Genomic DNA, 26,600 nt, shown 5'->3' with positions numbered 1-26,600 from the left:
TGGTTATTTAGTTTGCATTTTGTTGTTTATCCTCTTCATCAAGAATAAGCTCCTCAAGATCTTGCTCGTTTGGTATTAAATCTGAAAATAAAATATAAGTCTTAACCGGATAACAATTCGGAAAGAACTTTAAACAAGCTTTGTAAAGCTCAATAGATTCTATTTTACTTCGAAAATTACCGACACTAACCCTAAAATCAGGGGCTTTATATACTACATAAGCCCTTTCTTCAGGAAACAGCTCTTTAAACTCTTTCTTAATCTTAAATGCTTTTTCCCGATCGGTACTTCTACCTGAAAAAATCTGTATTCTGTATCCTGAAAATCCCGGATCCTTTGAGCTAATCATTTTATCCGTATCGAGCAGTTCTTTTATTCGATCATCTTGAATGAGCCTAACACTCCCCAGCGAGTCTACTCTTTGTTCGCCACTAAATTTTACATCTTCAACAAATTGTGCATTTGATGAGACACCTAACAGAATAAAGACAGATAAGAATAATATTTTAACGTACTGCATTTTTTGTTGTTTATAAACACCTAATAAAACCAGAAGATGAATCATCTGTTAAATCAGCTGCCGGATTCATTAATTAATCGTTAGGAACGGATAATATTGGAATTTCAGAACGATTTATCATTTGTTGAGCGTAAGATCCAAAAAACATATTAATCGAGCTTTCAGCTTGTTCTGTCATAATTGCAATTAAATCCGCATCTACTTCACGAGCATAATCAAGAGAAGAAAACGTATTATTGTCTCCTTTACGAATGCTCTTCACATAGTCAATATTCCCATCCTTAAAATAGTCTTCAGCCTGTCTCATATAATGTTCAATCTTCCCGATCACATTGGTGTCGGAAGTTTCATGAACGCCCAAAATATGAACTTTCGCATTACATCGGGAAGCAATTTCAGACACAAATGGAATTTTCTTTCTTGTATCAGTGCTTGCATCAATAGGCATTACAATTGTTTTCACCTGCCCCTTAGTGAATTCTTTTTGTACCGTTATAACAGGACAAGTGGCATTCGTAACTACCTTAACAGCATTACTTCCAATGAAAAATTCTTCGAAACCGGAAGCTCCGTAAGCTCCCATAAGAATCATGTATGCATCGCCGTATTTTGCTTGATTTACAATTTCGCGATAAACACTTCCTGTTCTTATTTTAAAATCAAAAACTCCATTCCTGACACAATAGTCAGCAGAATGAAGCTCAGTCAATTTCTCGAAATATTCTTGTACGGTATGAATGATTTCATTTTTCAATTCCTCGAAATGAAAAGGGATTTCGAATTTCTCAGACTTCTGCACGTGAATCATCCTAAGATGACAATCCAATTTATTTGCCAAATAAATGCCAAACCTCAATGCCTTGAGAGAATCACCAGAAAAATCAACTGGAACTAAAATACGTTTCATGATGTTTACTTTTACATTAACACTTTATAACCGTAACACAAGAACTATTCCTAAATCTGAACGACATACCATCCAAACAGGTTTTAAAAGAGATTAATTTTTCACAAACCCACTCTAAATCAAGTTCTTCCCGAACCCCTTATTTACGGGATAAAAATACACAAAAATATTTAGCAACAAACACAATTACCAAGCCAATATAAACTTAAATATCCATTACTTAAATATTGATGAAAATCGTTTCGATCTCCTACTAAAAGTACAAATTAATCAACTAAAAACCATCCAATTAATAATCATAAGCTTACATCCTGAATTCTGAAACGCAATCCATTATTCTTTACCCATTCTAAATCACCTCTCCTTTTCTTGTCATTCAGTTGAGATAATATAACTTTGCACGAAATTTATTATAAGGGAAATACAGAAATGAGCAATAACAACAAAAAATTATTTTTGGAGACTTACGGTTGCCAAATGAATGTTGCTGATAGTGAAGTTGTAGCTTCGATAATGGAACATGATGGTTTTATCATTACAAAAAACCGCGAAGAAGCTGATGTAATTTTAGTAAACACCTGCTCGGTTCGTGAAAATGCAGAAACCAGAGTTCGGGGAAGAGTTCAAGGTTTTAGCGAATTAAAGAAAAAGAACCCAAAACTATTAGTTGGTGTAATTGGCTGCATGGCTGAACGACTCGGAGAGAAACTTTTTGATCAGGAAAAAAATGTAAATATTGTTGTAGGACCTGATGCATATATGGATTTACCTCTTTTGGTGAAAAAAGCTGAAAATGGAGAAAAAGCAATCAACATAGAACTCTCCCTTACCGAAACATACAAAGATATTTGCCCGTCGAGAATTGATGAAACTTCCATATCTGGTTTTGTTTCTATCATGAGAGGCTGCAATAATTTCTGCACCTACTGCATTGTTCCCTACACAAGAGGACGTGAACGCAGCCGAAACCCGGAAAGTATATTAAAAGAAGTTAAAGATTTGGCTGAAAAAGGATACAAAGAAGTTACTCTCTTAGGCCAAAATGTAAATTCATTTGCTTTTAAGAATTCTGTTTCTGAAGTCAGCTTCCCTGAGCTTTTAGAGATGGTTGCTGTTTCCGTTCCTGAAATGAGAATCAGGTTCGCAACGTCACACCCTAAAGACATGAGTGATGACACATTAAAAGCCATTGCCAAACATGATAATATCTGTAAGTTTATTCACTTGCCGGTGCAATCAGGAAGTGATTCCGTTTTGAAAGACATGCGCAGAAAATATACGCAGGAATGGTATAAAGACAGAATTGAAGCCATCCGAAGAATTATACCTGGATGTGGAATTTCCTCCGATATTTTTTGTGGATTCCATAATGAAAGCGAAGAAGATTTCAATCAAACCATTGAATTAATGAAATGGGCGAAATTCGATTTAGCCTATATGTTTAAATATTCAGAACGTCCGGGTACATTTGCTTACAAGAATTTAGAAGACAATGTTCCCGAAGAGGTAAAGCAAAGAAGATTAGAAGAGATGATTGCTCTGCAAAATCAGATTTCGCTGGAAAACAATCAAAGTGATATTGGACAGGTTTTCGAAGTTTTGATTGAAGGAATTTCCAAAAGATCTGAACAGGATGTATATGGAAGGACATCACAAAACAAAGTGATTGTATTTCCCAAAAAGAACTATCAAGTTGGCGATTTGGCAAATGTAATTGTTAAAGAATGCACCAAAGCAACTCTTGTCGGAGAAGCAGTTTAATTTGAAAACACATATTAAAATCCAACAAGGCTGAATTATTCAGTTGTGTTGGATTTTTTTGGTATTTTTGCCAGACAGCCTGCATCAAAACCTTACTACTATGAAAATTCAGATTCGACCGGAAAACAAGAATGATTACAAAACGATATCCATGATTAACGACATGGCATTTGGTAGAGAAGCTGAAGGATTATTAGTTGAAAAACTTCGAAAAAACAAAAAGTTCATCAAAGATCTTTCCCTAGTTGCTTGCATGGGAAATGAAATAGTTGGTCATATTTTATTCTTTCCAATCGAAATTAAATCTGAGAATAACACATTTGATTCTTTAGCCTTGGCACCCATGTCGGTAATACCTGAATTGCAAGGATTAGGAATTGGGTCACATTTGGTAGAGAATGGATTGGCAAAGGCAAAAAAAATGGGGCACCAATCTGTAATTGTATTGGGGCACGATAAATATTACCCTGAATTTGGTTTTACTCCAGCTTCCAAATTCAATATCACATGTACTTTTGATGTGCCAAATGAAGTTTTTATGGCACTTGAATTGGAAAAAGACGCTCTAAAAACCGTTTCCGGATGTGTTGAATACCCAAAGGAATTTAACGACCTGTAAATCTCGAAATTTTCACTGTAATTATTTATTATAACTGCAGACAAGCAGTCCGAAAACGAACAGTACTTTGTTCACATCCGAACAATAATAATTATCTACAGCACAACACTTTCAGCACAACCACACACACAATCAACAGCTTATTAGCTTTGGTACAAATTATGATACTACCATCGAATTAATATTATTGTTCATGGAAAACCTATGTCCTAATTTTTAACACAATTCGACAAAACATGATTAAAAAGTTGTTTTTCATCACCACATTTTTAATTGCTCTTGCACAAAGTCTTCTCGGTATGGATAATCCTCAATGGTTGAGATATCCGTCAATCTCTCCGGATGGTCAAACTGTTGTTTTTGAATATGGCGGCGATTTATTTACCATTTCTTCGGAAGGTGGTAATGCCACAGCACTAACCAGCAACCAGTCCTACGACTACCAACCTGTTTGGTCTCCCGACAGCAAAACTATCGCATTTGCTTCTGACCGATACGGGAATTTTGACATCTTCACAATACCTGTTGAAGGAGGAACTCCGAACAGAATTACATTTAATTCAAAAGGAGAAATACCATCTAGTTTTACGCCAGACGGACAAAATATACTATTTTCTTCAACAATTAGTGATGATTTCAAAAATGCAATGTTTCCGTCAGGCGTACTTCCTGAATTGTACAGTGTACCTGTAAATGGTGGCAAAGTTTCACAGATACTTACTTCGCCGGCATTGGATGCAAAGTACAGCAAAAATATGGAGTACATATTATACCGTGACAGTAAAGGATATGAAGATCATTGGAGAAAGCATCATACCTCGGCAGTTACCAGAGACATTTGGTTGTATGATGTTTCAAATAAAAAACACAGCATGTTCTCAACATTTGAAGGTGAGGATTTGTATCCTGTATTTAATGCATCAAATGATGAGATCTACTATCTAACAGAAAAATCAGGCAGTTTTAATGTTTGGAAAGCTCCTGTAAAAGATAAAACCCAACTGACTCAAATCAGTACATTTGAGAAACACCCGGTTCGTTTCTTAAGCATTTCTGACAGCAACAAACTTTGTTATTCCTGGAATGGTGAAATTTATACTCAGGAAGAAGGAAAAGCTCCTGTAAAATTAGAAGTTGCTATTGCTATTGACAATAAAGAAAATGAAGTAAATTTTGAAAAACTAAGCAGTGGCGCTACCGAAATGAGCGTTTCTCCAAACGGAAAAGAAGTTGCTTTCATTGTACGTGGAGAAGTTTTCGTGACCTCTGTTGAATACGGAACTACGAAACGAATTACCAACACTCCGGAACAGGAACGCTCGGTAAGCTTTAGTCCTGATGGAAAAGCTTTACTATATGCTTCGGAAAGAAACGGCAGCTGGAATTTGTACCAAACCAAAATGACGAGGGAAGATGAAACTCAGTTTGCCAACTCTACCATTTTAAAAGAAGAGGCAGTTTTGGAAATTGCTGCAGAAACCTTTCAACCAAAATATTCTCCTGACGGCAAAGAAGTTGCTTTTTTGGAAGATCGCGTTATCCTAAAGGTAATCAACTTAGAATCGAAAAAAGTTAGAACGATACTAGGCAAAAAATGGAACTATTCTTATTCTGACGGAGATCAGCATTACGACTGGTCGCCTGACGGCAAATGGTTTCTTGTTAATATTTATCCTCACACTATTTTTATGCCTGACGCAGCAATGGTTGATGCTCAGGGAAATCAGAAGGTGATTAACCTTACTGAAAGCGGCTACAGCGATTCTGATGCCAAATGGTCATTAAAAGGAAATGCAATGATTTGGTTCACCGACAAACGTGGATACCGTAGTCATGGAAGCTGGGGCTCACAATCGGATGTTTACATTCAATTCTTTAACCAGAAAGCATTTGATGACTTCAAACTTTCAAAAGAAGAAAAAGAATTAAAAGAAGAAGCTGAAAAAGCTAAGAAAGAGGAAGATAAGGACGATGACAAAGACAAGAAAAAGGACAAAAAAGACAAAGACAAAGTTGAAGATTTAAACATTGAATTTTCAGGAATGGAAGATCGTCAGATTTGTTTAACCATCAATCCTTCCAAACTTTCTGATGCAATCCTGACTCCTGATGGGAAAAAATTATTTTACCTAAGTAAATTCGAAGATGGATATGATCTTTGGGTAAACGATCTGGAAGAGAAAGAAACGAAAAAAGTTCTTGACTTAAAAGGCGGCGGTGGCGCTATGCAGTTCGACAAGGAAGCAAAAAACCTGTTTTTAATGTCAGGCAACAGCATCATTAAAGTAGATGTTGCGACAAACAAACGAAAAGACATCAGCTACACTGCCGAGATGTATTTGGATAAAGCCAAAGAAAGAGAATATCTTTTTGAACATGTTTGGCGCACCATGTTAAGAAAATTTTATGATCCTGAAATGCATCAAGTTGACTGGGATTTTTACAAAAGTGAATACAAACGATTTTTACCTTATATCAACAACAATCACGATTTTGCAGAAATGCTAAGTGAGTTATTGGGTGAGTTAAATGCTTCGCATACCGGTTCCGGTTATCGCGCCAACTCAAAAAATCCTGATCAAACAGCAGAATTAGGCGCCATCCTTGATTGGAATTACGAAGGTGACGGTTTGCGAATTGCCGAAATCATTGAAAAAGGGCCGCTGAATCAAGCCGATTCAAAAATTATAGCTGGTACTATCATTGAAAAAATTGATGGGAATGTAATTTCGAAAAACGAAAGCTACTACCCATTATTAAACCACAAGGCAGGCAAAAAAGTACTACTAAGCCTTTACAATCCATACACGAAAGAACGTTGGGAAGAAACTGTAAAACCTGTTTCGAGCATTAACACACTGCTATACGAACGTTGGGTGAAAAAACGTCAGGAAGAATGCGAGCGCTTGTCGAACGGACGAATTGGATATGTTCATGTAAAAGGAATGGATTCGCAAAGCTACCGAAAAGTATATTCTGAAATTCTGGGTAAATATGGTACTTACGAAGCTATTATTGTTGATACAAGATTTAATGGCGGAGGCTGGCTGCACGACGATTTAGCAACTCTGCTTAGTGGTAAAGTGTACTCTACCCTTTCACCCAGAGGACAGGATTTTGGAACAGAACCACTTTCCAAGTGGAAAAAACCATCTGCTGTTTTAATTAGTGAGAGTAATTATTCTGATGCCTGTGCATTCCCATATGTGTACAAAACATTAAAAATCGGGAAACTGGTTGGGATGCCTGTTCCCGGCACTATGACTGCTGTATGGTGGGAAACTCTTCAGGATCCGACTTTATATTTCGGTATGCCAATGGTTGGAGTAAAAGACACCAAAGGAAAATACATTGAAAATCACCAAATAGAACCGGATATTAAAGTTAGAAATGACTACGAAGTTGTAACCAAAGGTGATGATCAGCAGCTTAAAAAAGCGGTTGAGTCTTTATTAAACGAAATTGATGAAAAATAGTCTGTAAAATCAATGAACCTGCAATCAAACACTTCTTCCTGATGGAAGAAGTGTTCTGCAGGCAAAAGACATCTCACGAACGAACAAACAGCTCACAAATGGAATCAGGTTTAAAATGTATTAAATACGATTAACAACTAAGAACTACATATTCTGAATAAACTGAACCATTAAGTGTAAATGAGACGAAGCTCATCCCTCCTTTGATCACCTCAAATGAATTGAGTTTCGATCTCATTTTACTGGTATGGTTTTTGTTAATTAACAATGTAAAATGAAATTTTAAGAAATATTCCTGACCGCTTTTATTAACCTACTGGCAAACGGAATTATAGGGGTCTGTTCTCCTACTTTTTTCAAAACCTGAACAGACATAATTTGCCGAAAATAACACGGAATAGGGGCCGTTGCTATTTTCGGTTTTTTATTTACAACCTCTTAAAAAAAACAGTCTTGGAATATTTTAGAACAATCAACTTTATTGTTAGCTTAACAAGCTGATGATCTAAAGTAATAACAAACAAAACAACTATACATAAAAATTCACCGAAAATAAAAATTCTATTATGAAACGATTCATTTATCTGGCTTTACTCCTTGGCTTTTCAAGTGCGAATGCTCAGGAGAACATAACTTATCAGAAGCCTTCCTCTGAGATCTTAGATTTAGTTGATGTGAAGGTTGCCCCATCGGTACTTATTGATGAAAGTAAAGATTTCATGGTTTTACGATATCGTGATTCGTATAAAACCATTGCTGAACTTTCTGAAGTTGAGTTGCGTCTGGGTGGTTTACGAATCAACCCAAAGACAAATATCGGTAGTAGAACAAACTATTACAACGATCTGAAATTAATCAATTTAAAAGAAACAAATACGAGTCCAAAACCCGTAACAGGATTACCGGAAAATCCTCGTTTAGCTAATTTCAAATGGTCGCCCGATCAGAAAATGATCGCTTTCACTAATACAAGCCAAGATGGTGTTGAGATTTGGGTTTTGGATCTTAAAAAGGCTGTTGCTGCAAAATTAACAGAAGCCAATGTTAATGCCAATATAGGCGATGTAATTAACTGGTTCGAAGACAGTAAATCCTTATTGGTGAAAATGATTTCTGAAGACAAAAAAGAACTCATCGATACAAAAAACAGTATTCCAACCGGACCAACAATATCTGTTAATGAAGGAAGTAAAGCTCAAAACAGAACCTATCAGGATTTGCTGAAAAACAAAAATGACGAATACAATTTTGAACAATTGGCACTTTCGGATCTTTACAAAATATCCCTTAACGGAGATAAAGAAAAATGGTTAGGTGCAGCAATGTTTGAAAGTATTACCTTCTCTCCTGATGGAAACTATGTAATGCTAACCACAATCGAAAAACCATTTTCCTATCTGGTTCCCTACTCAAGATTCCCATTTAAAACCACAATATATTCGAGCCAAGCCGAAATGGTGCAAACAGTTTTGGAGGTGCCTTTGATTGAAGAACTGCCAAAAGGATTTATGGCAATAAGAACCGGAAGAAGAGATTTGAATTGGCGCGATGATAAACCCGCCACTTTAATTTATACTGAAGCTCTTGATGACGGAGATCCTGAAAATAAAGTGGATTTTAGAGATGAAGTATTTGAACTGAAAGCTCCATTTAACGGCACGCCAAAAAGTATCTTAAAAACGATCAATCGATTCTATACTATTGACTGGGGCAACGACAATATTGCAATTGCTATGGATTACTGGTGGAATACCAGAAATATAAAAACCTACATGTTTAATCCATCGGATGCCAGTCAGGAACCCAAAATAATTTCGGATCGAAACTATCAGGACAAATACAATGATCCGGGAAACTTTGTACATAAAAGAAACAAATTCGGAAACTATGTACTGGCTTTAGATGGTGATAATGCATTCTTAATAGGAGATGGTTACAGTGAAAAAGGGCAATATCCCTTTGTTGATCAGTTAAATTTGAAGACCGAAAAAACCGAACGCCTGTATCAATCAACTTACGAAGACAAAATTGAAGACATTCAGGATTTTAATTCTCTAAACAAAAAGTTATTGGTGCGTATTGAATCTAAAACCGAATATCCTAATTATTATTTTAGAGATATCGATAAAAATAAGCTAAAGCAGCTTACCAATTTCGAGAATCCTTTTAAAAGCATCCAAAACGTGCACAAAGAAGTTTTAAACTACAAACGCGAAGATGGTTTGGAACTATCCGGAACGTTATATCTTCCTGTAGGTTATGATGTAAATAAAAAAGAAAAAATGCCAATGATTTTATGGGCTTACCCAAAGGAATTTAAAGACAAAACAAGTGCTTCTCAAAACACTCAAAATCCAAACGAGTTTACCTATCCATATTGGGCATCGCCAATATACTGGGTAACTAAGGGTTATGTTGTTTTAGATGATGCCTCATTCCCTATTATTGGTGAAGGTGAAACAGAACCAAACGATTCTTTCTGTAAGCAACTGGTTTCAAATGCCAAGGCCGCAATTGATGCGGTTGATTCTTTGGGCTATATCGATAGAAATAAAGTTGCCGTTGGCGGACATAGTTATGGTGCTTTTATGGTGGCCAATCTATTAAGCCATTCCGATTTGTTTGCTGCCGGAATTGCCCGAAGCGGTGCCTACAACAGAACATTAACACCATTTGGCTTTCAGAGCGAAGAACGCTCATACTGGGACGCCCCTGAAGTGTACTACAAAATGTCGCCTTTTATGCATGCCGACGAAATGAAAACTCCTTTGCTGTTAATTCATGGCGAAGCAGATAACAATTCAGGAACTTACCCAATGCAAAGTGAGCGGTATTTTAACGCACTAAAAGGATTGGGAGCTAACGTTCGATTGGTTATTTTCCCTAAAGAAAGTCATAGCTACAGAGCCAAAGAGAGTATCCTTCATATGTTGTGGGAACAAGATCAGTGGCTTGAAAAATACGTTAAAAACAGAAAAATGGAATAAATCTGCAAGTTTCAATTTTATACAAAAAGGGAATTCATTCGTAAAGATGAATTCCCTTTTTTTTAATGGGAAGCTGCACTTTAAATCTCATTTGTCTTTCGTAATTTTGATTTCCAAATACAACAAACGACAACATGAATTTCGAAATTAGTAGGACTGAAGACTTCAATACAATTAATTGGTCGGGCGGAACAAGTACTCAACTTTATATTTACCCTGCAAAATCAGATTACCAGCAAAGAGATTTTGCTTTTAGACTAAGCACAGCCACGGTAGAAGTTGAGAAATCCGATTTCACTTCCCTACCCGGTGTATCCCGAAAAATCATGATTTTAGATGGAGCAATAGAAATCATTCACGAAAATCGTTACAGCAAAAAGCTTGGCAAATTCGATACCGACAGCTTTGATGGAGATTGGAAAACCTCATCGATTGGAAAATGCATTGACTTTAACTTGATGACACGCGGCACTGCAAAAGGAGAAATCACTGCTCTTTCTATTGAAAAGAAACAGATTGTAAATTTACCTCTTGAAAAAGAAACGGATTTCCTGATTGGATATATTTTCTCAGGTGAAATTAGTCTGACTATAAATCAGAAAATTCATCAGCTGCAACAAGGAAACCTCTTGGTGATTACTCAGTTTGGCAGCGCAAACCTGCAACTAACAGGAAGTAGAGATAGTGAGGTGATCCTCTCGGAAATCACCATTTAAGATTTCGGTTTTTCAAATATTATTCGAGCATTCGTTTCCACAAGTGAGCGATACTTCGCAAAACTTTTGATCCGTTATTATTTTGCTGAGTAAAGGTGTCTTTAAAGCTTTTCCCAAAACGTTTTGAAGCAAACAAAACAGTGCCATCGTTAAGAGTTAGTTGCAACTCCTTGTGATTGTAACGCAAAATGTAATCTTGATTTACTAATAAGCTATTGCTTATGGGATAGAAATTATAATCTATCATCAGCATCTCTTTATAATAACCCAAATTTCTGGTGGTAGTGAGTCGATTCCCATTTTTTAAAAATACGTAGGCAATTACCCCATCGGCCTCCAGGTATTTAATTTCATCGACAGTAACAAATTCGACAATACCATTGTGCAGGTGCAAAGCAATTTTATTGGTTTTATTTATGTTACTGTCCCCAACCCGATCTAAAAGCAAGCTTATTTGCCGGTTGAAATATTGTGATTTTAATTTCTCGGTTGCCTTATTTACAGCAGTTATCAAATCCGTATCATCCAAAGGTTTGTAAAGAAAATCGAGAGCCGAATATTTAATGGCTCTAAGGGTAAACTCCTTTGCACTTTCACCCGTTATAAAAATGATTTCAAAGTCGATTTTGCCTTCATCCGAAAGCATTCGCAAAAGATCAAAACCCGTTCCTTTAGGCAATTGAATATCCAGAAATATGATATCGAAATGATTCGCTTTAATCTTTTCATAGGCATCATCAATACTAAATGCTTGTTGAATGTCTCTGATTAAAGGACATAATTTTTCGATTCTTTGTTTGATGTAGTTTGATGTATCTTCAACATCCTCAACTACCAATGCTGTATAAACTTCTTGCATAACCTGCTAATTAGTAAATGTCACTCTTACTTCTGTTCCTTCATCAAGATCTTTGTATTCAATCTTAATTTTATAATCCATATCGTTGAGAATTTCAATTTTTTTATTGATTAGTTCTAATCCTCTGGACTGATACAATTTGATCGAATCCTTTTTATTTTGCTGAGAACGTTCCCGTCCAATTCCATTATCCCGAATCATACACTCCACACCATCTTCCCGATCCGAAAAATGGATTTGCAGAAATCCAATTCTATCAGCAGGCTCCAAACCATGTTTAATTGCATTTTCTACCAAAGGCTGCAAAATCATCGGCGGAATTGTTTTGTTTTGCAAATCATCAGAATCCAGTTTAATTTCAAAATCAAACTTCCGTTCTTTGTGCTTTACCTGCTCCAATTCAATATACATCTGTAATAAATCCACTTCCTCTTTAATCGTAATTTCACTGCTAACCGAAGCTCCCAATAAAACCTTTGATGATTTAATAGATGCCTCCATATAAGCACGAATCAATCTCGAAAACTTAATCAGGTATTCGTTGGCCTTTTCGGGCTTATGCAAACTGATTAAATTCTGTACTGACGATAAAATATTAAAAACAAAATGAGGATTTAATTGTGCTTGGAGCGTGGCAATTTCAAGAAATTTAATTTTTCGTTCCCGATCCAACATTTTCATTTTAATATGCATTCTGGAATGAACAAAAAAACCAAGTATCAACACCAATATTACAAAACCAATTAAAGTATGCTGATAAAAACGAGGCTCCTTATAAAAGGGCAGTGAAATTTTAAGATGCAAATGATCCTCTTTTTGTGTTGTAACATTTGGATTTCCGCCTGGGCGTGCCATAACATGAAAACAATAATTTCCCGAAGCCAAATTCCGATAGTTTGCATACTTCTTTTTTGTCCAATCGCTCCAAGTCCTATCTACACCATCCAACTTGTATTTGAACATTGGATTGGTTGGCAAACCAAAACCTATCGCTTCAAAAGATAAATCCAATTCATTGCAACCTTTTTTCATGCAAATTACTGATCTGGTAATTGTATCCGAATAACTTATTCCCTTATCATTTAGACTTGTAATTCGCACATCATAAAAATCAGTATCAAAATTGACTTTAGCCAGATCAATAACCGAAGTGCATGTTGTAGAAGGAACGTACAACAAATCTTTATCGAGTAAAAAACCATTCTGACAAACCTCCTCGGACAAAAAGCCATTTCGAAAATTAAACAGCTTCATGCGGATATTTCCTTTGGAATAAAATGATGCCAAATCCATGGCAAAAACCTCCAAAGAAGTTCCTACAATCAGTAATTCATCACTTTTCGAGATAATTCCGGCAATGTTGTTTTCGATAATTCCATCGTCGACTCTTCTAAATTCCTTATTTTGTGAATTGTAAAACCACAAACCATCCTTCCCTCCCATCCAAAAATTTCCTTTTACATCTTTATGGATGGAAAAAACACCATACTTAGGACCTCCCTCTATTTTTGAAAAACATTTCTTTTTTCGGTCGTATTTGGTGAGACAACCATTTGTCCCAATCCAAATATTTCCCTCATCATCAAAATCTATTGTTTTAGGATGCGAAGGAACTAACTGCTTGCTTGAATCAATAACGATCTCAATATTTTCCTTCTCACCGATAAAACCAAGTCCGTTCATTTGTCCGAATATAATTCGGTTGCTAACAGAATCGTATTTCGTGATCAAGGAAATGCCGGTATCGAATTTCTTTGTGTTTTTGTAGTTGTATTTCACCAATCCGTAATGCGTTGGGAAATACAAAAAGCCCTTTTTATCTTTCGAAGCACCATAATAATAATCAGTCTCCTTTCGGTGGAATGGTCCCGGAGCAAGAATTTCCTCCTTGGTTTGAGATTTCATGTCCAAACGATACAAAGCATCTTTATATACAGCACCATAAAAATTCCCGTCATCCCCTTTAATCATTGTCCAGAAATCATTCATAAAGCTTCTGGGAAAATTGGATATGGGTCCGTTGAATATTTGATACAAGCCATTGTCCGAACCAGCCCAAATATTATTGTCCCGGTCTAAAATAGCCGGATATGGTGCTTTTATAAAAGCCAAATCAAATTTTGTGAAGGATTTTGTAACACTATCCAAACGGTAAAAAGAATAGTCGTTAACATACAGGTAATCCTTTACAGGCAAATGGTTTATTTTAATACTATCAACCCGGTTGTTGGTTCGGTAAACACTAAAATAATTGCTCTTATCAACCGGATTAAGATAATGGATGTCCTCATTTTCCTCCTCCACCAAAACAATCTTCTCTCCCTTTAAAGATAAAACCTTTCGATTTTTAGCACCTTCAAATTTAATTTCGCGCCCAATTTTTCCATCTACAATTATAAAGATTTGATTTAAATCCTGCATTGTAAAATACATTCCAGCTTTATCCTTTACATATGCAACCGAGTTTATGACCCCTTTAAAATCCACATCCGGCACAAACCGCTTTATTTCAAATGTATCCTGATACTGAAAAAGACAATTTTCAGACAAGATCCAATACTCTTTATTCCCTATAATCACCGCAGCAGGATTTTTGAAGTCAGTTAACAGCAACATATCCCTGCCATCAAATCGATAAAGCTGATCGTAGGTTTTCACATAAACCCGTCCTTTCGAATCGCTTTCAATTTGGGAAATACTTTGATTTGGCAGGTAATTCTCGAACTCTTCTCCGTTGAACTTCACCAAACCAGATTTAGTTCCTACCCAAATGTATCCTAAATGATCCTGATGAATTGCCCGAACCTGAATTTGAGGCAAACCCGAATGAGTTGTATAATTGATATATGGACGCTGCTGTGCAAACACAGAAAAGGTCAAAAAAATCAGGAACATGATGAGACAGCTTCTCCTCATTTTGAGTTTAGATATAAGGGGTTTTTAAATACAAATACCAAGATAGGAATTCTATTCTGAATTATGATTCAATAGATAACAAGTGAGCAGATAGAGTAACAAGTGGTAAATAATAAGACAATCCAAAGGAAACAAACTGTCAGAATATATATATGCTTGATTCTTAAAAAACGCCCACTTATTACCCCAAATTACCACTTGTTATTTTCCTCTGTGACTTGCCATTGAATCCAACTACTTTTAAAAGAAAATTCAAATCTAAAACTCAAAAAAATGAAAAAACTTCTACTCCTGACAACTGTTTTCTTTACAATCGTTTTTACCGGACAAGCACAAAGACGGGTTATTCTTCACCACCAAGGTACTGCAAGTATGTACAATACAATCAGTACTGCCATAACAGCATCCGCAGCAGGCGATACCATTTACATTTCGGCCGGTAACTTTATCGAAAATCTTCACATTAACAAAGAACTCACAATATTTGGTGCCGGACATCATCCAACCACTACTGCAGCAACAGGAATAACAGAAGTTTCGGGTGTTATTTATGTTAGAGCCGGTGCCATAAAAGGCAAATTAGAAGGTGTTTACTGCGATGATATCGATATGGCTAATTACAATGCCTCAGACCTAACAGGATATGCCATTAACCGTTGCAACCTGAAAAACATCAACTTACCTTCAACCATCGCTTTTTCAGAATCATTTATCGTTTCGGAATGCATCATTAGAGGTATTACATACATTAATAGCTGTACAACTTACATCTTCGAAAAAAATATTTTTGGAAACTACATCCAATCTGCAAAATATGGATTGTTTGCCAATAATGTTTTCCTACAAGGAACAGAAGGCTATATCTGTTTCTCCAGTTCTGAATGCACATTAGAAAATAATATTATCTATTATAGCAATCCCACAAACAGTTACTTGTTGCGAAGCAGTAATAACGTAAACCTGAAAAATAATCTTATCATCAGCGACTACGATTACCAAACTAACCCAATAGCCGACAATACTTTTACCAGTAATCAAATCGTAGCAGCATCAAACGGCGCATCTGTTTTTACAAGCTGGGATGGAACAACAACTATCTACGCTTACGATTTTGATTTGCATTTACAGGCTCCTTACGACGCTATTAACGGAGACGATGGAACCCAGATTGGAATTTACGGAACCAAAGACAATTTAGATAATCCAACTCCTTACAAAGACAATTGTGCACCTGTTATTCCATTAATCGAAGAAAAAACCATATCAAGAACAACCAATACCGATGGCGATCTTCCAATTCAATTTAAAATCTCAGCTCAAAACAGATAAATATGAAAAAAGTAATTCTATTACTATTGCTTTTTTCAATTACACATACTCTTTACTCCCAAAACATTGACAAGTATGAATACTGGTTCGATGATAATTTTACATCTCGAATATCAGTTACAGAAACGGGAGTTGCAACACTTGAATTAAGCAATAATACAATCACTACCGGCTTATCCGATGGTTTTCACTCTGTCCATTTCAGGTTCAGAGATGATTCTAAAAGATGGTCCGTACCTGTAACTGATTTTTTCAGGAAATATCCTGACGGAACAGTTGCTGTCACCCGCAATATTTCGAAGTTTGAATATTGGATAGACGATGATTTCGCTAGTCGGATCGTCTCAGCAATTCCTGTAACAAACATTGCCAATCTCAATCAGGTGATGGATACAAAAAGCTTAGCTGCAGGCTTTCATTCCATTCACTTTCGCTTTCGTGATGATTCAAAGCAATGGAGTACTCCTGTAACATCATTCTTTCGAAAATACGAAATAGGAACAGAAAGTATCGTTCGGAAAATTAATGGTTTTGAATACTGGATTGATGATAATTTCGCCGGCCGACATGCTTCGGCAATTCCTGTTACCGACATCGCCAATCTGAATCAGGCGATGGATACAAAAAGCTTAGCTGCCGGATTCCACTCCATGCACTTTCGCTTTCGCGATGATTCAAAGCAGTGGAGCACTCCTGCAACTTCTTTTTTCAGAAAATACGAAATTGGAACAGAAAGTATCGTTCGAAAAATTAATGGTTTTGAATACTGGATAGATGATGATTTCAGCAATCGAATTGCCTCATCTTTGCCTTTAGCCGATACTGCTGTAATCAATCAGGTTTTGGACACCAAACTGCTGGCAAGTGGCTTTCATTCCATACACATGCGCTTCAAAGATGATTCGAATCAATGGAGCGTTCCAGCGACATCTTTTATTCGAAAATATGGCAGCAATTCCGGAATTATTGCCCGAAAAATCACCTCATACCGTTATTGGTTTAATGATGATGTAACAAGTATCAAACAAATTGATTTAAGTGAATCGATTACTCCATTCACCTTGTCAGAATCCATTCATCTCGATCAGCTTCCCATTGGAGACAATCAGCTCATTCATGTTCAATTCCTTGATGACACCAAACAGTGGAGCGTTGCAACTACCGATACAATTAATAGGTTAGCTCGGGTTGTTGCCAATTTCATCGCCGACAAAACAGAAAGCTGCGGACCAACAGATGTACAATTCACCAACAACTCAACCGACGGGGAAACTTACCTTTGGGATTTTGGTGACGGAAGTACAAGTACCGAAGAAAATCCTCTGCACACTTACGATACAGCTGGTTCGTTTACCGTATCATTAACAGCAACCAATGATACCTATTCCTTATCAGATGTTTCAAGCATGACAGATTTGATTAGCATACATGCAATACCAACAGTTGATTTGGGCGCAGCTATTCAAATCTGCGAAGGCAGTGAACACACTTTTAGCGTAGCTGATAATTTCGCTCAATATTTCTGGAACAATGTAGAAGGAACAAATGAATTGATCGCTTCCGCGGAAGGAGATTACACCCTAAAAGTGGTGGACAACAACGGATGCGAAACTACAGATGTGGTTAATCTTTCCTTCCACACTGCACCATCGGTTGACTTAGGTGCCGATGTGAAAATCTGCGAAGGCAGTGAACACACTTTTAGTGCAGCGGATAATTTCGTTCAATACTTCTGGAACAATGCAGAAGGAACAAATGAATTGATCGCTTCCGCGGAAGGAGATTATACTCTGAAAGTGATTGATGCCAATGGATGTGAAGCAACTGATGTGGTTAATCTTTCCTTCCACACTGCACCATCTGTTGACTTAGGGGCCGATGTGAAAATCTGCGAAGGCAGTGAACACATTTTTAGTGCAGCGGATAATTTCGTTCAATACTTCTGGAACAATGCAGAAGGCACCAACGAGTTGATCGCTTCGGCGGAAGGAGATTATACTCTGAAAGTGATTGATGCCAACGGATGTGAAACTATTGATGTGGTTAATCTTTCCTTCCACACTGCACCATCTGTTGACTTAGGGGCCAATGTGCAAATCTGCGAAGGCAGTGAACACACTTTTAGTGCAGTGGATAATTTCGTTCAATACTTCTGGAACAATGCAGAAGGCACAAATGAGCTGATCGCTTCGGCGGAAGGAGATTACACCCTAAAAGTGGTGGACAACAACGGATGCGAAGCGACAGATGTGGTAAATCTTTCATTTCATGCAGCTCCAACAGTTGATTTGGGCTCCGATATCAAAATCTGCGAAGGCAGTGAACACACTTTTAGTGCAGCGGATAATTTCGTTCAATACTTCTGGAACAATGCAGAAGGTACGAACGAATTGATCGCTTCGGCGGAAGGAGATTACACCCTAAAAGTGGTGGACAACAACGGATGTGAGGCAACTGACGTGGCAAATCTTTCTTTCCATACTGCTCCATCTGTTGACTTAGGGGCCGATGTGAAAATCTGCGAAGACAGCGAGCATACTTTTAGTGCAGCGGACAATTTCGCACAATATTTCTGGAACGATGTGGAAGGTACAAACGTATTGATCGCTTCGGCGGAAGGAGATTATACTCTAAAAGTGATTGATGCCAACGGATGCGAAACTACAGATGTGGTTAATCTTTCCTTCCACACTGCACCATCTGTTGACCTAGGGGCCGATGTGAAAATCTGCGAAGGCAGTGAACATTCTTTTAGTGTGGCGGATAATTTTGCGCAGTATTTCTGGAACAATACAGAAGGTACAAACGAATTCATCGCTTCCGCGGAAGGAGATTATACTTTGAAAGTGGTGGATACCAATGGCTGCGAAGCAACGGATGCGGCGACTCTTACCTTTAATGAAAGTCCGGATATTAATTTAGGTGACGATATTGATCTTTGCGAGGGTGAAACTCATACTTTTACAGTTTCGGATGCCTACGCTCACTACTTTTGGAACAATGTGGAAGGAACATATGCACATGAAATCGGTTCAACCGGCACCTGCACTCTTCGTGTGGAAAACAGCAATGGCTGTTCGGCTGCCGATCAGGTATTAGTAACCGTTCATGATTTACCGGAAATTCCTGTCGCAACTTACATCGATGGCGTACTGTATTCAACCTCTGCCTCCAAATACCAATGGTATCGCAACAACGAAATGCAGAATGGAACCACCAATCAGGAATTCTCGCCGTCGCAGGATGGAAATTATTCCGTAGAGGTTTGGAATCAGTATGGATGTAAATCAGAAATATCCGAACAGGTAGAAGTCATTTTGGTGGGAATTGAAGAGCTTATCAAAAAGAACATCTCCATTTATCCGAACCCAACAAAAGGAAAGTTGGTGATCGATTTGCATGAAAATTTCAATTACTCAACCAACATACAGGTAAAACTGTTCGATTCAGCCGGAAAACTAATCTTGTACAAACAACTGGAACCAACAACCACTCTAGACTTGACAAGTTATCCGGCAGGATTGTATTTTGTTCACTTTATCAACCAAAACGAAGCTGTCAGCTTCAAAATTGTTAAACAATGATGTAGTAGAAGTACATTTTAGTTAGAGGGAAGGGAATCTGTTTGTAACGGGTTCCCTTTTTATTTACGATCTCAATTGCATACAGCAAAGGCTTCACAAAATTCTGTATCGAAACAAACTCAACACCTATTCCGCTGTTATTGATTGTTAAATTCACCTGCCTTTTTGGATTTCAAAACGGCATGCAATTATTAAAACTTTTAGATTTCTTTCGCCCGCCATGGCTCTCAACTTATTCGAAATAATATACTCAGCTTAATAATTAATCAATAAAACTGATAAATTAGATTACTCAGATAAATTTAATACAAGTCATCTTAATGAATGATAATATCAGATGAAAAAACAACTGTTTCCGATGAGAAAAAGAAATATTCAGATGTCATCTGAATAGATTATTTATTCAGCAGACAGTATAATTTTATTTGCAGACAGCATCATTCATTCAGCTGAGCATACAATCTGTTACGCAAATACTCTCGTTTATTCTTCTGATACAGTAATAATATCAGCACAATGGTTTAAAACCTTGCCTTGATGTTGAAGGATGTTTTTTAGAAGCTTTAGCTAAAGGAATCACTCCAATAAACAATAATTTGATTGATTTAAGAAAATTTGATTATTGTTTTTGTATTTTTAAAATCAATTCAGAACCAAAAAAAAAACGACAGGTTAACAAATAAACTGTAAATAAACCTGTCTGGTTTAAACAATAACTAACCAAAACAAAATGCCGTCAGCAACGATTCCTTTAGAATATGATACTTACTATCACATTTATAATCGTGGTATTGATGGATGTAATTTGTATCGGGAGACAGATGATTACAAGCACTTCCTAAAACTTTACGAGAAGTATATTGAGCCAGTTGCAGATACCTTTGCCTGGGTTTTAATGCCTAATCATTTTCATTTACTGATTAGAATAAAATCGGAGAAAGAAATTGGGATTTACAAACATTTAAACTCTGACGGGTCTAAAGACTCCGTCAGGTTTCAAACCCAACCAAGTGTCAGTCAGAGTTCGAAGAACCTGATAGAGTTGGTATCAAAAAGCCAAATCCCACAAAACACTTTTCACATCTTTTTAATGCCTGCTCCAAATACATTAATAAAAAGTACCAACGAACAGGATCCCTTTTCGAACGCCCTTTTAAAAGAAAACTGGTAGAAGACGAAACTTATTTCCGAACACTGGTCTTATACATCCACAACAACCCAATCCATCATGGATTTACGGATATTGCTGTGGACTATCCGTGGAGCAGCTATCTGACTTGTTTATCGGGCAAACCGACCAATCTGAAACGAAAAGAAGTAATTGAATGGTTCGATGATGAAACAAATTTTAAATATATGCATCTGCAACAGGTCGATTTTATCGAGATGGATGACTGGTTGGAAATCTAATTCTTCATCTCTTACAACTCTGACGGGTCTAAAGACTCCGTCAGGTTTCACAAAAAAAGACCCGTCCGAAAATAATCGAGCGAGTCTTTCAACTTGTAGTTAATGGTGTGATTAATTTTGTTTCTCCAATCTCTCGGTTAGCTTTTTAATGATTTGTTTAGCGTCCCCAACGATACCCAAATCGGAAACCTGAAAAATTGGTGCGTGTTTGTCTTTGTTAACGGCAATAATCAAATCAGAATCTTCCATACCGGCAACATGCTGAATGGCTCCTGAAATACCAAATGCAAAGTACAAATCGGGACGAACAGTTTTCCCTGTTTGTCCTACCTGACGGTCGTGACCAATGTAACCGGCATCAACCATGGCACGGGAAGCCGAAACTTCCGCATTCAATGTGTTTGCTAATGCATCCATTGCCTCAAAACCTTCTTTATTACCAATTCCACGACCACCTGAAACCAAAATTCTGGCTTCGGTAATATCAATTAAATTGTTGTCTTCCTTTACGGTTTCCAACAATTTCACACGAAACTTAGCGGCATTGAACTTCACCTCATAGTTCACAACAGCTCCGGTACGGCTTTCGTCAGCATCCATGGCAAACAATACACCCGGACGAACCGTTCCCATTTGCGGACGGTGATTCTTACAAACAATAGTTGCCATAAGGTTACCTCCGAAAGCAGGACGGGTCATTAGCATTTCGCCATTTTCACCAATCTCAATTTTGGTACAATCAGCTGTTAAACCAGTGCCAACGCGGGCCGAAACTCTTGGCCCCAAATCACGGCCTAAAGTGGTTGCCCCGATAAATAAAGATTCCGGTTTTCTTTCGTTGATAATCTGGCAAATTGCCTGTGTATATGGTTCTGTAGTATATTCTTTTAATTCTGGGGCATCAACAACAATCACCTCATCGGCACCACGGGCAATTAAGCTCTGTGCCTGATCAGTAATCTGATGTCCCAATAGCATTGCGTACACTTTGTCGTTCAACTCATCAGCCAGCTTTCTGGCCTGTCCAAGCAACTCTAAAGCTACGTTCTGAATGATGCCTTCACGTTGTTCGATAAAAACGTAAATGCCTTTGTATTCCTCTAATTTCATGATCAATTACGAATAAGTAATTACGAATAAATAATTACGAATTACGGAAACTTTTACAATTGGTTTATCAATTTCAAATGACAGTCTAAAACCAACATCTGCTTGACAACTCGTAATTCGTAATTTATAATTGTAATTGTTTCTAGTTTAGAATGAATTTCTCTTTTAATTTCTTGATGATGATTCCTACAGCCTCATCAGTACCAACTTCGTAAAGCTCGCCTGCAGGTTTCAAACCACGGGCAAATGCTTTGTGTACGCTCGTTGGTGATCCTTTTAATCCCAGATCTTTCTCATCAACTTCAATTTCGTTGAATCCCCAAACCTCAACCTCTTTTTGATAGGCATCAACAATGCCGCCAACATTCATGTAACGGGGTGTATTTGCCGATGAAAGAACGGTTACTACACAAGGGGCTTCTACCTCCAGCATTTGGTATCCGTCTTCGATATGACGTTTCATTGTGAACGTTTTATCTCCGTCGAATTTTAAATCTTCCAAATAAGATACCTGGGGCAAATCCAAATGCTCAGCAATTTGAGGACCTACCTGAGCAGTATCACCATCAATCGCCTGACGGCCTGTGATTAAAAGATCAAAATCAATCTTCCGTAATGCACCTGCCAAAGCATGCGAAGTAGCCAAAGTATCTGCTCCTGCAAATTTCCGATCCGTTAAGTGAATCGCACGATCAACTCCCATAGCGTAAGCCTCACGAAGAATTAAATCGGCCTGAGGAGGCCCCATGGTAATTACGGTAACATGAGCACCTTTTTCATCTTTTAACTGCAATGCCATTTCCAAACCACTTTTATCATCAGGGTTCATAATACTTGGCACACCGTCGCGGATTAAAGTTCCCGTTACCGGATCAATTTTTATTTCGGTTGTATCGGGTACCTGTTTAATACAGACAACTATTTTCATTTCTTTTCTTTTTATTGGGATTGTAGGGACACGACATGTTGTGTCCTTAAATCGTTTCGTGTTAAACGGACACAACATGTCGTGTCCCTACGAATAATTAAATCCTTATTTTAACATATTGGCTGAAATCACCATTCTCTGAACTTCTGATGTTCCTTCGTAGATTTCGGTGATTTTTGCATCGCGCATCATACGCTCCACCGGATATTCTCTGGTATAACCATACCCTCCGTGAAGTTGAACTGCCTTATTGGTTACTTCCATGGCAGTTTCGGCAGCGTACAATTTAGCCATTGCAGCATCAACCGAATAAGGAAGTTTAGCATCTTTTTTGTAAGCTGCTTTGCGAACCAGCATACGCGAAGCTTCCGTTTTGGTATTCATATCAGCCAACTGAAATTGTGTATTCTGAAAGGCAGAAATCGGACGCCCGAACTGCTTTCTTTCTTTCACATATTTCACTGTTTCGTCGATAGCTCCCTGAGCAATGCCCAAAGCCTGAGCCGCGATACCAATACGTCCGCCATCCAAGGTTTTCATAGCAATACCGAAACCTTTACTCAATTTACCCAACATGTTTTCCTTAGGAACAATACAGTTTTCGAATACCAATTCGCAGGTTGCAGATCCGCGGATACCCATTTTCTTTTCTTTCTTTCCGATAGAAAAACCAGGAGTTCCCTTTTCAATGATAAAAGCAGTGATCCCACGTGTACCTTGTGATTTATCAGTCATTGCCAAAATCACATAAACATGAGCAAATTCTGCATTGGTAATAAATATCTTACTTCCGTTGATAATATAATTATCGCCATCTTCAACTGCTGTTGTCTGTTGTCCTGCAGCATCGGTACCCGCGTTAGGTTCAGTCAAACCAAAAGCACCAATCCACTCTCCGGATGCAAGCTTAGGAAGGTATTTTTGCTTTTGTGCCTCTGTTCCATGCTCCAAAATAGGAGCCGCACACAATGATGTGTGAGCCGATACAATAACCCCTGTAGTTGCACATACAGCAGATAACTCTTCAACGGCCATCGAGTACATTACATTACTGCCGCCTGCACCACCATATTGCTTTGGAATAGGAATGCCCATAATTCCAATTTTGGCCATCTTCTCTACTGTCTCAATCGGAAAACGCTCCAAATCGTCCACTTCAGCAGCCAAAGGTTTCACTTCATTCTCAGCAAAATCCTTAATCATTTGCTGGAATAATTCCTGTTCTTTTGTTAAGCTAAAATTCATTCTTTTCAGATAATAGTAATTAGTCGTTAGTAATTAGTATCAGACCCACCATGCTATTTCGGGTAATGTGTTACCCAAACAATGTTGAATATCTGTGGAATTAACGCTGTCAGGAGCTTCGCACTCTGACTGGTTAAACCTATTTTCAGGTTCAACTTGACACTAGTAGTTAGTACTATAAATAAACTTTGTCTTGTACCAACTACTATAAACTAATTACTCAGTACTATTTAAACATTTTTCAAAATAATTGCAGTACCCATTCCGCCTCCGATACAAAGTGAAGCCAATCCGTATTCTTTGCCGGAACGTTTCATTTCGTGAATTAAACTTACGGTAATACGGGTTCCTGATGCTCCAATTGGATGACCCAAAGCGATAGCTCCTCCGTTCACATTGCATCTTTCAGCAAAAAAATCAGCATCAACAGCGTGATCTTCGCACAATTGTTTTACCACTCCTAATGATTGAGCCGCAAAAGCTTCATTCAATTCAAGCACTTCCATCTGCTCCAATTTCATGTTCGCTTTCTTCAATGCACCTGCAATAGCAGGCACAGGTCCCATTCCCATAATTGCAGGATCTACACCACCTTGTCCGGTAGCTACAATCTCTGCAAGAGGAGTTAAACCAAACTCTTTTACCGCTTCTTTTGAAGCAACCAGTACAAAAGCAGCACCGTCATTTATACCCGATGCATTACCTGCAGTTACCGTTCCATCCTTTTTAAAAGCGGGACGCAAACCAGCTAATTTTTCAGCGCTGGTGCCGCGATTAATGAATTCATCCGCATCAAAAATGATTGTTTCTCTGCGGGATTTTATCTCTACAGGAACAATTTCATTCTTAAAATTTCCCTTATCCTGAGCGGCCATTGCTTTTTGCTGAGAAGCAAAAGAAAAAGCATCCTGCTCTTCGCGCGTTAAGTTATATTTAGCAGCAATGTTTTCTGCCGTAATTCCCATATGGTATCCTTCAAAAGCATCTGTTAAACCATCAAAAACCATGTGGTCAACTGCTTTCAAATCCATCATTTTGTGTCCGCCGCGAACTGTGCCCGGCATTACAAAACCAGCATCCGACATGTTCTCGGTTCCTCCGGCAAGTATCAAATTCGCTTCACCGGCTTTAATGTTCGCATAGGCCAAATTGATTGTTTTCATACCTGAACCACAAATCATGTTGATTCCGTAAGCAGGAACTTCCTGAGGAATACCAGCTTTAATGGAAGCCTGACGGGCAATCCCCTGACCTTGACCAGCCATAAGGATATTACCAACAACAACCTCATCAATTTTAGCCGCATCAACGCCGGTTTCGTCAATGATGTTCTTGATTACTGTGGCTGCCAAATCAGTGGCTTTAACAGGAGTTAATGCTCCTAAAAATTTCCCGATTGCAGTTCGCTTGGCTGCAACAATATATACTTTTCTCATAATATTCGTATTTAGTACATAGTATTAAGTAGTGAGTACCAAGAATAACTGGCAGTACGTCTTGATACTGAAATCTTGCTACTTGCTATTATTAATTTTTACGCATTTCAATTAAATCCTCAGCAATAATTAATTTTGCATCGGTAGCTTCCTGAATTTGTTCAATTGTAAATAATGGATTGATCTCTTTCAAAAGAATTCCTTCCGGAACGATATCCATAACACCCATTTCTGTGATAATCATGTTTACCTGACCTGCTGCAGTTAATGGAAGATTACAATCCGTCATGATTTTATGACTTCCGCGTGCAGTATGTTCCATAGCAAGAATCACACGCTTGGCTCCAACGATCAAATCCATAGCTCCTCCCATTCCCGGAGTTTTTTTGCCTGGAATAATCCAGTTTGCTAAATTTCCTTTTTCGTCTACCTGAAGGGCTCCCAAAATAGTAACATCAACATGACCACCTCTAATAATTCCAAAAGAAACAGAACTATCGAAACTGCTAGCACCATTTTTACAAGTAATAAATCCACCTCCGGCATTCACAAAATCAGGGTCTTCATCTCCTTCAGCAGGAGCAACACCCATCCCCAACAATCCGTTTTCCGATTGTAAAATCACATTCACATCTTCAGGAACGTAATTTGGGATAATTGTTGGCAATCCAATTCCAAGATTTACTACATCACCATTGTGTAATTCGAGAGCAGCTCTCCTGGCAATTACCTCTCTGATTTCATTTTTATCCATGTCTTTTGAGTAATAAGTAGTTAGTTATCAGTAACTAGTTTTT

The 26,600-nt window shown here is 37.7% G+C and carries 19 protein-coding genes; 9 read left to right on the top strand and 10 right to left on the bottom strand.

Annotation, left to right across the window (positions count from 1 at the left end; all coding sequences use genetic code 11):
• Window positions 1-7: 7 nt before the first annotated feature.
• On the bottom strand, window positions 8-520 hold the full coding sequence (locus tag ACHZAX_RS01465) for a hypothetical protein (RefSeq protein ID WP_143470865.1): 513 nt from the start codon (window positions 518-520) through the stop codon (window positions 8-10).
• A 73-nt stretch (window positions 521-593) separates the two neighbouring features.
• The gene (locus tag ACHZAX_RS01460; protein ID WP_101309408.1) at window positions 594-1,427 is read right to left on the bottom strand and encodes a universal stress protein; all 834 of its coding nucleotides are present in this window, start codon (window positions 1,425-1,427) and stop codon (window positions 594-596) included.
• A 429-nt stretch (window positions 1,428-1,856) separates the two neighbouring features.
• Here ACHZAX_RS01460 and miaB point away from each other — a divergent pair, with 429 nt between their 5' ends.
• The 5 genes from miaB to ACHZAX_RS01435 all read left to right on the top strand — a co-directional run bounded on the left by miaB (window position 1,857) and on the right by ACHZAX_RS01435 (window position 10,986).
• Complete coding sequence (gene miaB, locus ACHZAX_RS01455) at window positions 1,857-3,188, top strand: tRNA (N6-isopentenyl adenosine(37)-C2)-methylthiotransferase MiaB (RefSeq protein WP_101309409.1); 1,332 nt, start codon at window positions 1,857-1,859, stop codon at window positions 3,186-3,188.
• A 100-nt stretch (window positions 3,189-3,288) separates the two neighbouring features.
• A complete protein-coding gene (locus tag ACHZAX_RS01450) occupies window positions 3,289-3,807 on the top strand; it encodes a GNAT family N-acetyltransferase (RefSeq protein WP_320017762.1) in 519 nt (172 codons plus the stop codon).
• A gap of 236 nt (window positions 3,808-4,043) precedes the next feature.
• Complete coding sequence (locus ACHZAX_RS01445; RefSeq protein WP_320017761.1) at window positions 4,044-7,283, top strand: S41 family peptidase; 3,240 nt, start codon at window positions 4,044-4,046, stop codon at window positions 7,281-7,283.
• 566 nt (window positions 7,284-7,849) lie between these two features.
• On the top strand, window positions 7,850-10,270 hold the full coding sequence (locus tag ACHZAX_RS01440) for an alpha/beta hydrolase family protein (RefSeq protein WP_320017760.1): 2,421 nt from the start codon (window positions 7,850-7,852) through the stop codon (window positions 10,268-10,270).
• Window positions 10,271-10,404: 134 nt separating this feature from the next.
• On the top strand, window positions 10,405-10,986 hold the full coding sequence (locus ACHZAX_RS01435) for a HutD/Ves family protein (protein ID WP_320017759.1): 582 nt from the start codon (window positions 10,405-10,407) through the stop codon (window positions 10,984-10,986).
• Between the two features lie 19 nt (window positions 10,987-11,005).
• Here ACHZAX_RS01435 and ACHZAX_RS01430 read toward each other — a convergent pair whose 3' ends face one another.
• Window positions 11,006-11,845 carry a LytR/AlgR family response regulator transcription factor gene (locus ACHZAX_RS01430; RefSeq protein ID WP_320017758.1) on the bottom strand — a complete coding sequence of 280 codons (840 nt, stop codon included), beginning with the start codon at window positions 11,843-11,845 and terminating at the stop codon, window positions 11,006-11,008.
• Window positions 11,846-11,851: 6 nt separating this feature from the next.
• Window positions 11,852-14,740, bottom strand: a complete 2,889-nt coding sequence (locus ACHZAX_RS01425; RefSeq protein ID WP_320017757.1) for a histidine kinase — start codon at window positions 14,738-14,740, stop codon at window positions 11,852-11,854.
• 294 nt (window positions 14,741-15,034) lie between these two features.
• Between ACHZAX_RS01425 and ACHZAX_RS01420 the strand changes: the two genes are divergently transcribed.
• The gene (locus tag ACHZAX_RS01420; RefSeq protein WP_320017756.1) at window positions 15,035-16,090 is read left to right on the top strand and encodes a right-handed parallel beta-helix repeat-containing protein; all 1,056 of its coding nucleotides are present in this window, start codon (window positions 15,035-15,037) and stop codon (window positions 16,088-16,090) included.
• A gap of 2 nt (window positions 16,091-16,092) precedes the next feature.
• Window positions 16,093-19,674 (top strand): PKD domain-containing protein, encoded by a 3,582-nt coding sequence (locus tag ACHZAX_RS01415; protein ID WP_320017755.1) that lies wholly within the window; start codon window positions 16,093-16,095, stop codon window positions 19,672-19,674.
• On the opposite strand, the gene ACHZAX_RS01410 is transcribed toward ACHZAX_RS01415, so the two are convergent.
• Window positions 19,664-19,831: a hypothetical protein gene (locus ACHZAX_RS01410; RefSeq protein ID WP_320017754.1), complete on the bottom strand. Its 168-nt coding sequence runs from the start codon at window positions 19,829-19,831 to the stop codon at window positions 19,664-19,666. The two genes, ACHZAX_RS01415 and ACHZAX_RS01410, sit on opposite strands and share 11 nt — an antisense overlap.
• A gap of 573 nt (window positions 19,832-20,404) precedes the next feature.
• On the opposite strand from ACHZAX_RS01410, the gene ACHZAX_RS01405 reads away from it, so the two are divergent.
• Window positions 20,405-20,845 (top strand): hypothetical protein, encoded by a 441-nt coding sequence (locus tag ACHZAX_RS01405; RefSeq protein WP_320017753.1) that lies wholly within the window; start codon window positions 20,405-20,407, stop codon window positions 20,843-20,845.
• 77 nt (window positions 20,846-20,922) lie between these two features.
• The gene (locus ACHZAX_RS01400; protein ID WP_320017752.1) at window positions 20,923-21,084 is read left to right on the top strand and encodes a hypothetical protein; all 162 of its coding nucleotides are present in this window, start codon (window positions 20,923-20,925) and stop codon (window positions 21,082-21,084) included.
• A 111-nt stretch (window positions 21,085-21,195) separates the two neighbouring features.
• Here the strand turns inward: ACHZAX_RS01400 and ACHZAX_RS01395 are convergent, their stop codons facing one another.
• The 5 genes from ACHZAX_RS01395 to ACHZAX_RS01375 all read right to left on the bottom strand — a co-directional run bounded on the left by ACHZAX_RS01395 (window position 21,196) and on the right by ACHZAX_RS01375 (window position 26,557).
• On the bottom strand, window positions 21,196-22,194 hold the full coding sequence (locus tag ACHZAX_RS01395; protein WP_320017751.1) for an electron transfer flavoprotein subunit alpha/FixB family protein: 999 nt from the start codon (window positions 22,192-22,194) through the stop codon (window positions 21,196-21,198).
• Window positions 22,195-22,336: 142 nt separating this feature from the next.
• Entirely contained in the window at window positions 22,337-23,122 is a 786-nt protein-coding gene (locus ACHZAX_RS01390; RefSeq protein ID WP_124993936.1) for an electron transfer flavoprotein subunit beta/FixA family protein, read from the bottom strand.
• 105 nt (window positions 23,123-23,227) lie between these two features.
• A complete protein-coding gene (locus ACHZAX_RS01385) occupies window positions 23,228-24,367 on the bottom strand; it encodes an acyl-CoA dehydrogenase (protein ID WP_320017750.1) in 1,140 nt (379 codons plus the stop codon).
• A 230-nt stretch (window positions 24,368-24,597) separates the two neighbouring features.
• Window positions 24,598-25,803 (bottom strand): acetyl-CoA C-acetyltransferase, encoded by a 1,206-nt coding sequence (locus ACHZAX_RS01380; RefSeq protein WP_320017749.1) that lies wholly within the window; start codon window positions 25,801-25,803, stop codon window positions 24,598-24,600.
• A gap of 91 nt (window positions 25,804-25,894) precedes the next feature.
• A complete protein-coding gene (locus ACHZAX_RS01375; RefSeq protein ID WP_101309421.1) occupies window positions 25,895-26,557 on the bottom strand; it encodes a 3-oxoacid CoA-transferase subunit B in 663 nt (220 codons plus the stop codon).
• Window positions 26,558-26,600: the final 43 nt, after the last annotated feature.

The sequence above is a fragment of the Labilibaculum manganireducens genome, from assembly GCF_963665805.2.
In the GTDB taxonomy this organism is placed as follows: Bacteria; Bacteroidota; Bacteroidia; order Bacteroidales; family Marinifilaceae; genus Labilibaculum; species Labilibaculum manganireducens.
The sequence above is the reverse complement of the archived record's forward strand: the minus strand, read 5'-3'. Positions and strand labels throughout refer to the sequence as shown.

What these genes read in the sequence shown, in the direction of transcription:
- ACHZAX_RS01465 (WP_143470865.1), bottom strand. Translation starts at nt 520, where the DNA reads ATGCAGTACGTTAAAATATTATTCTTATCTGTCTTTATTCTGTTAGGT.
- ACHZAX_RS01460 (WP_101309408.1), bottom strand. Translation starts at nt 1,427, where the DNA reads ATGAAACGTATTTTAGTTCCAGTTGATTTTTCTGGTGATTCTCTCAAG.
- miaB (WP_101309409.1), top strand. Translation starts at nt 1,857, where the DNA reads ATGAGCAATAACAACAAAAAATTATTTTTGGAGACTTACGGTTGCCAA.
- ACHZAX_RS01450 (WP_320017762.1), top strand. Translation starts at nt 3,289, where the DNA reads ATGAAAATTCAGATTCGACCGGAAAACAAGAATGATTACAAAACGATA.
- ACHZAX_RS01445 (WP_320017761.1), top strand. Translation starts at nt 4,044, where the DNA reads ATGATTAAAAAGTTGTTTTTCATCACCACATTTTTAATTGCTCTTGCA.
- ACHZAX_RS01440 (WP_320017760.1), top strand. Translation starts at nt 7,850, where the DNA reads ATGAAACGATTCATTTATCTGGCTTTACTCCTTGGCTTTTCAAGTGCG.
- ACHZAX_RS01435 (WP_320017759.1), top strand. Translation starts at nt 10,405, where the DNA reads ATGAATTTCGAAATTAGTAGGACTGAAGACTTCAATACAATTAATTGG.
- ACHZAX_RS01430 (WP_320017758.1), bottom strand. Translation starts at nt 11,845, where the DNA reads ATGCAAGAAGTTTATACAGCATTGGTAGTTGAGGATGTTGAAGATACA.
- ACHZAX_RS01425 (WP_320017757.1), bottom strand. Translation starts at nt 14,740, where the DNA reads ATGTTCCTGATTTTTTTGACCTTTTCTGTGTTTGCACAGCAGCGTCCA.
- ACHZAX_RS01420 (WP_320017756.1), top strand. Translation starts at nt 15,035, where the DNA reads ATGAAAAAACTTCTACTCCTGACAACTGTTTTCTTTACAATCGTTTTT.
- ACHZAX_RS01415 (WP_320017755.1), top strand. Translation starts at nt 16,093, where the DNA reads ATGAAAAAAGTAATTCTATTACTATTGCTTTTTTCAATTACACATACT.
- ACHZAX_RS01405 (WP_320017753.1), top strand. Translation starts at nt 20,405, where the DNA reads ATGCCGTCAGCAACGATTCCTTTAGAATATGATACTTACTATCACATT.
- ACHZAX_RS01395 (WP_320017751.1), bottom strand. Translation starts at nt 22,194, where the DNA reads ATGAAATTAGAGGAATACAAAGGCATTTACGTTTTTATCGAACAACGT.
- ACHZAX_RS01390 (WP_124993936.1), bottom strand. Translation starts at nt 23,122, where the DNA reads ATGAAAATAGTTGTCTGTATTAAACAGGTACCCGATACAACCGAAATA.
- ACHZAX_RS01385 (WP_320017750.1), bottom strand. Translation starts at nt 24,367, where the DNA reads ATGAATTTTAGCTTAACAAAAGAACAGGAATTATTCCAGCAAATGATT.
- ACHZAX_RS01380 (WP_320017749.1), bottom strand. Translation starts at nt 25,803, where the DNA reads ATGAGAAAAGTATATATTGTTGCAGCCAAGCGAACTGCAATCGGGAAA.
- ACHZAX_RS01375 (WP_101309421.1), bottom strand. Translation starts at nt 26,557, where the DNA reads ATGGATAAAAATGAAATCAGAGAGGTAATTGCCAGGAGAGCTGCTCTC.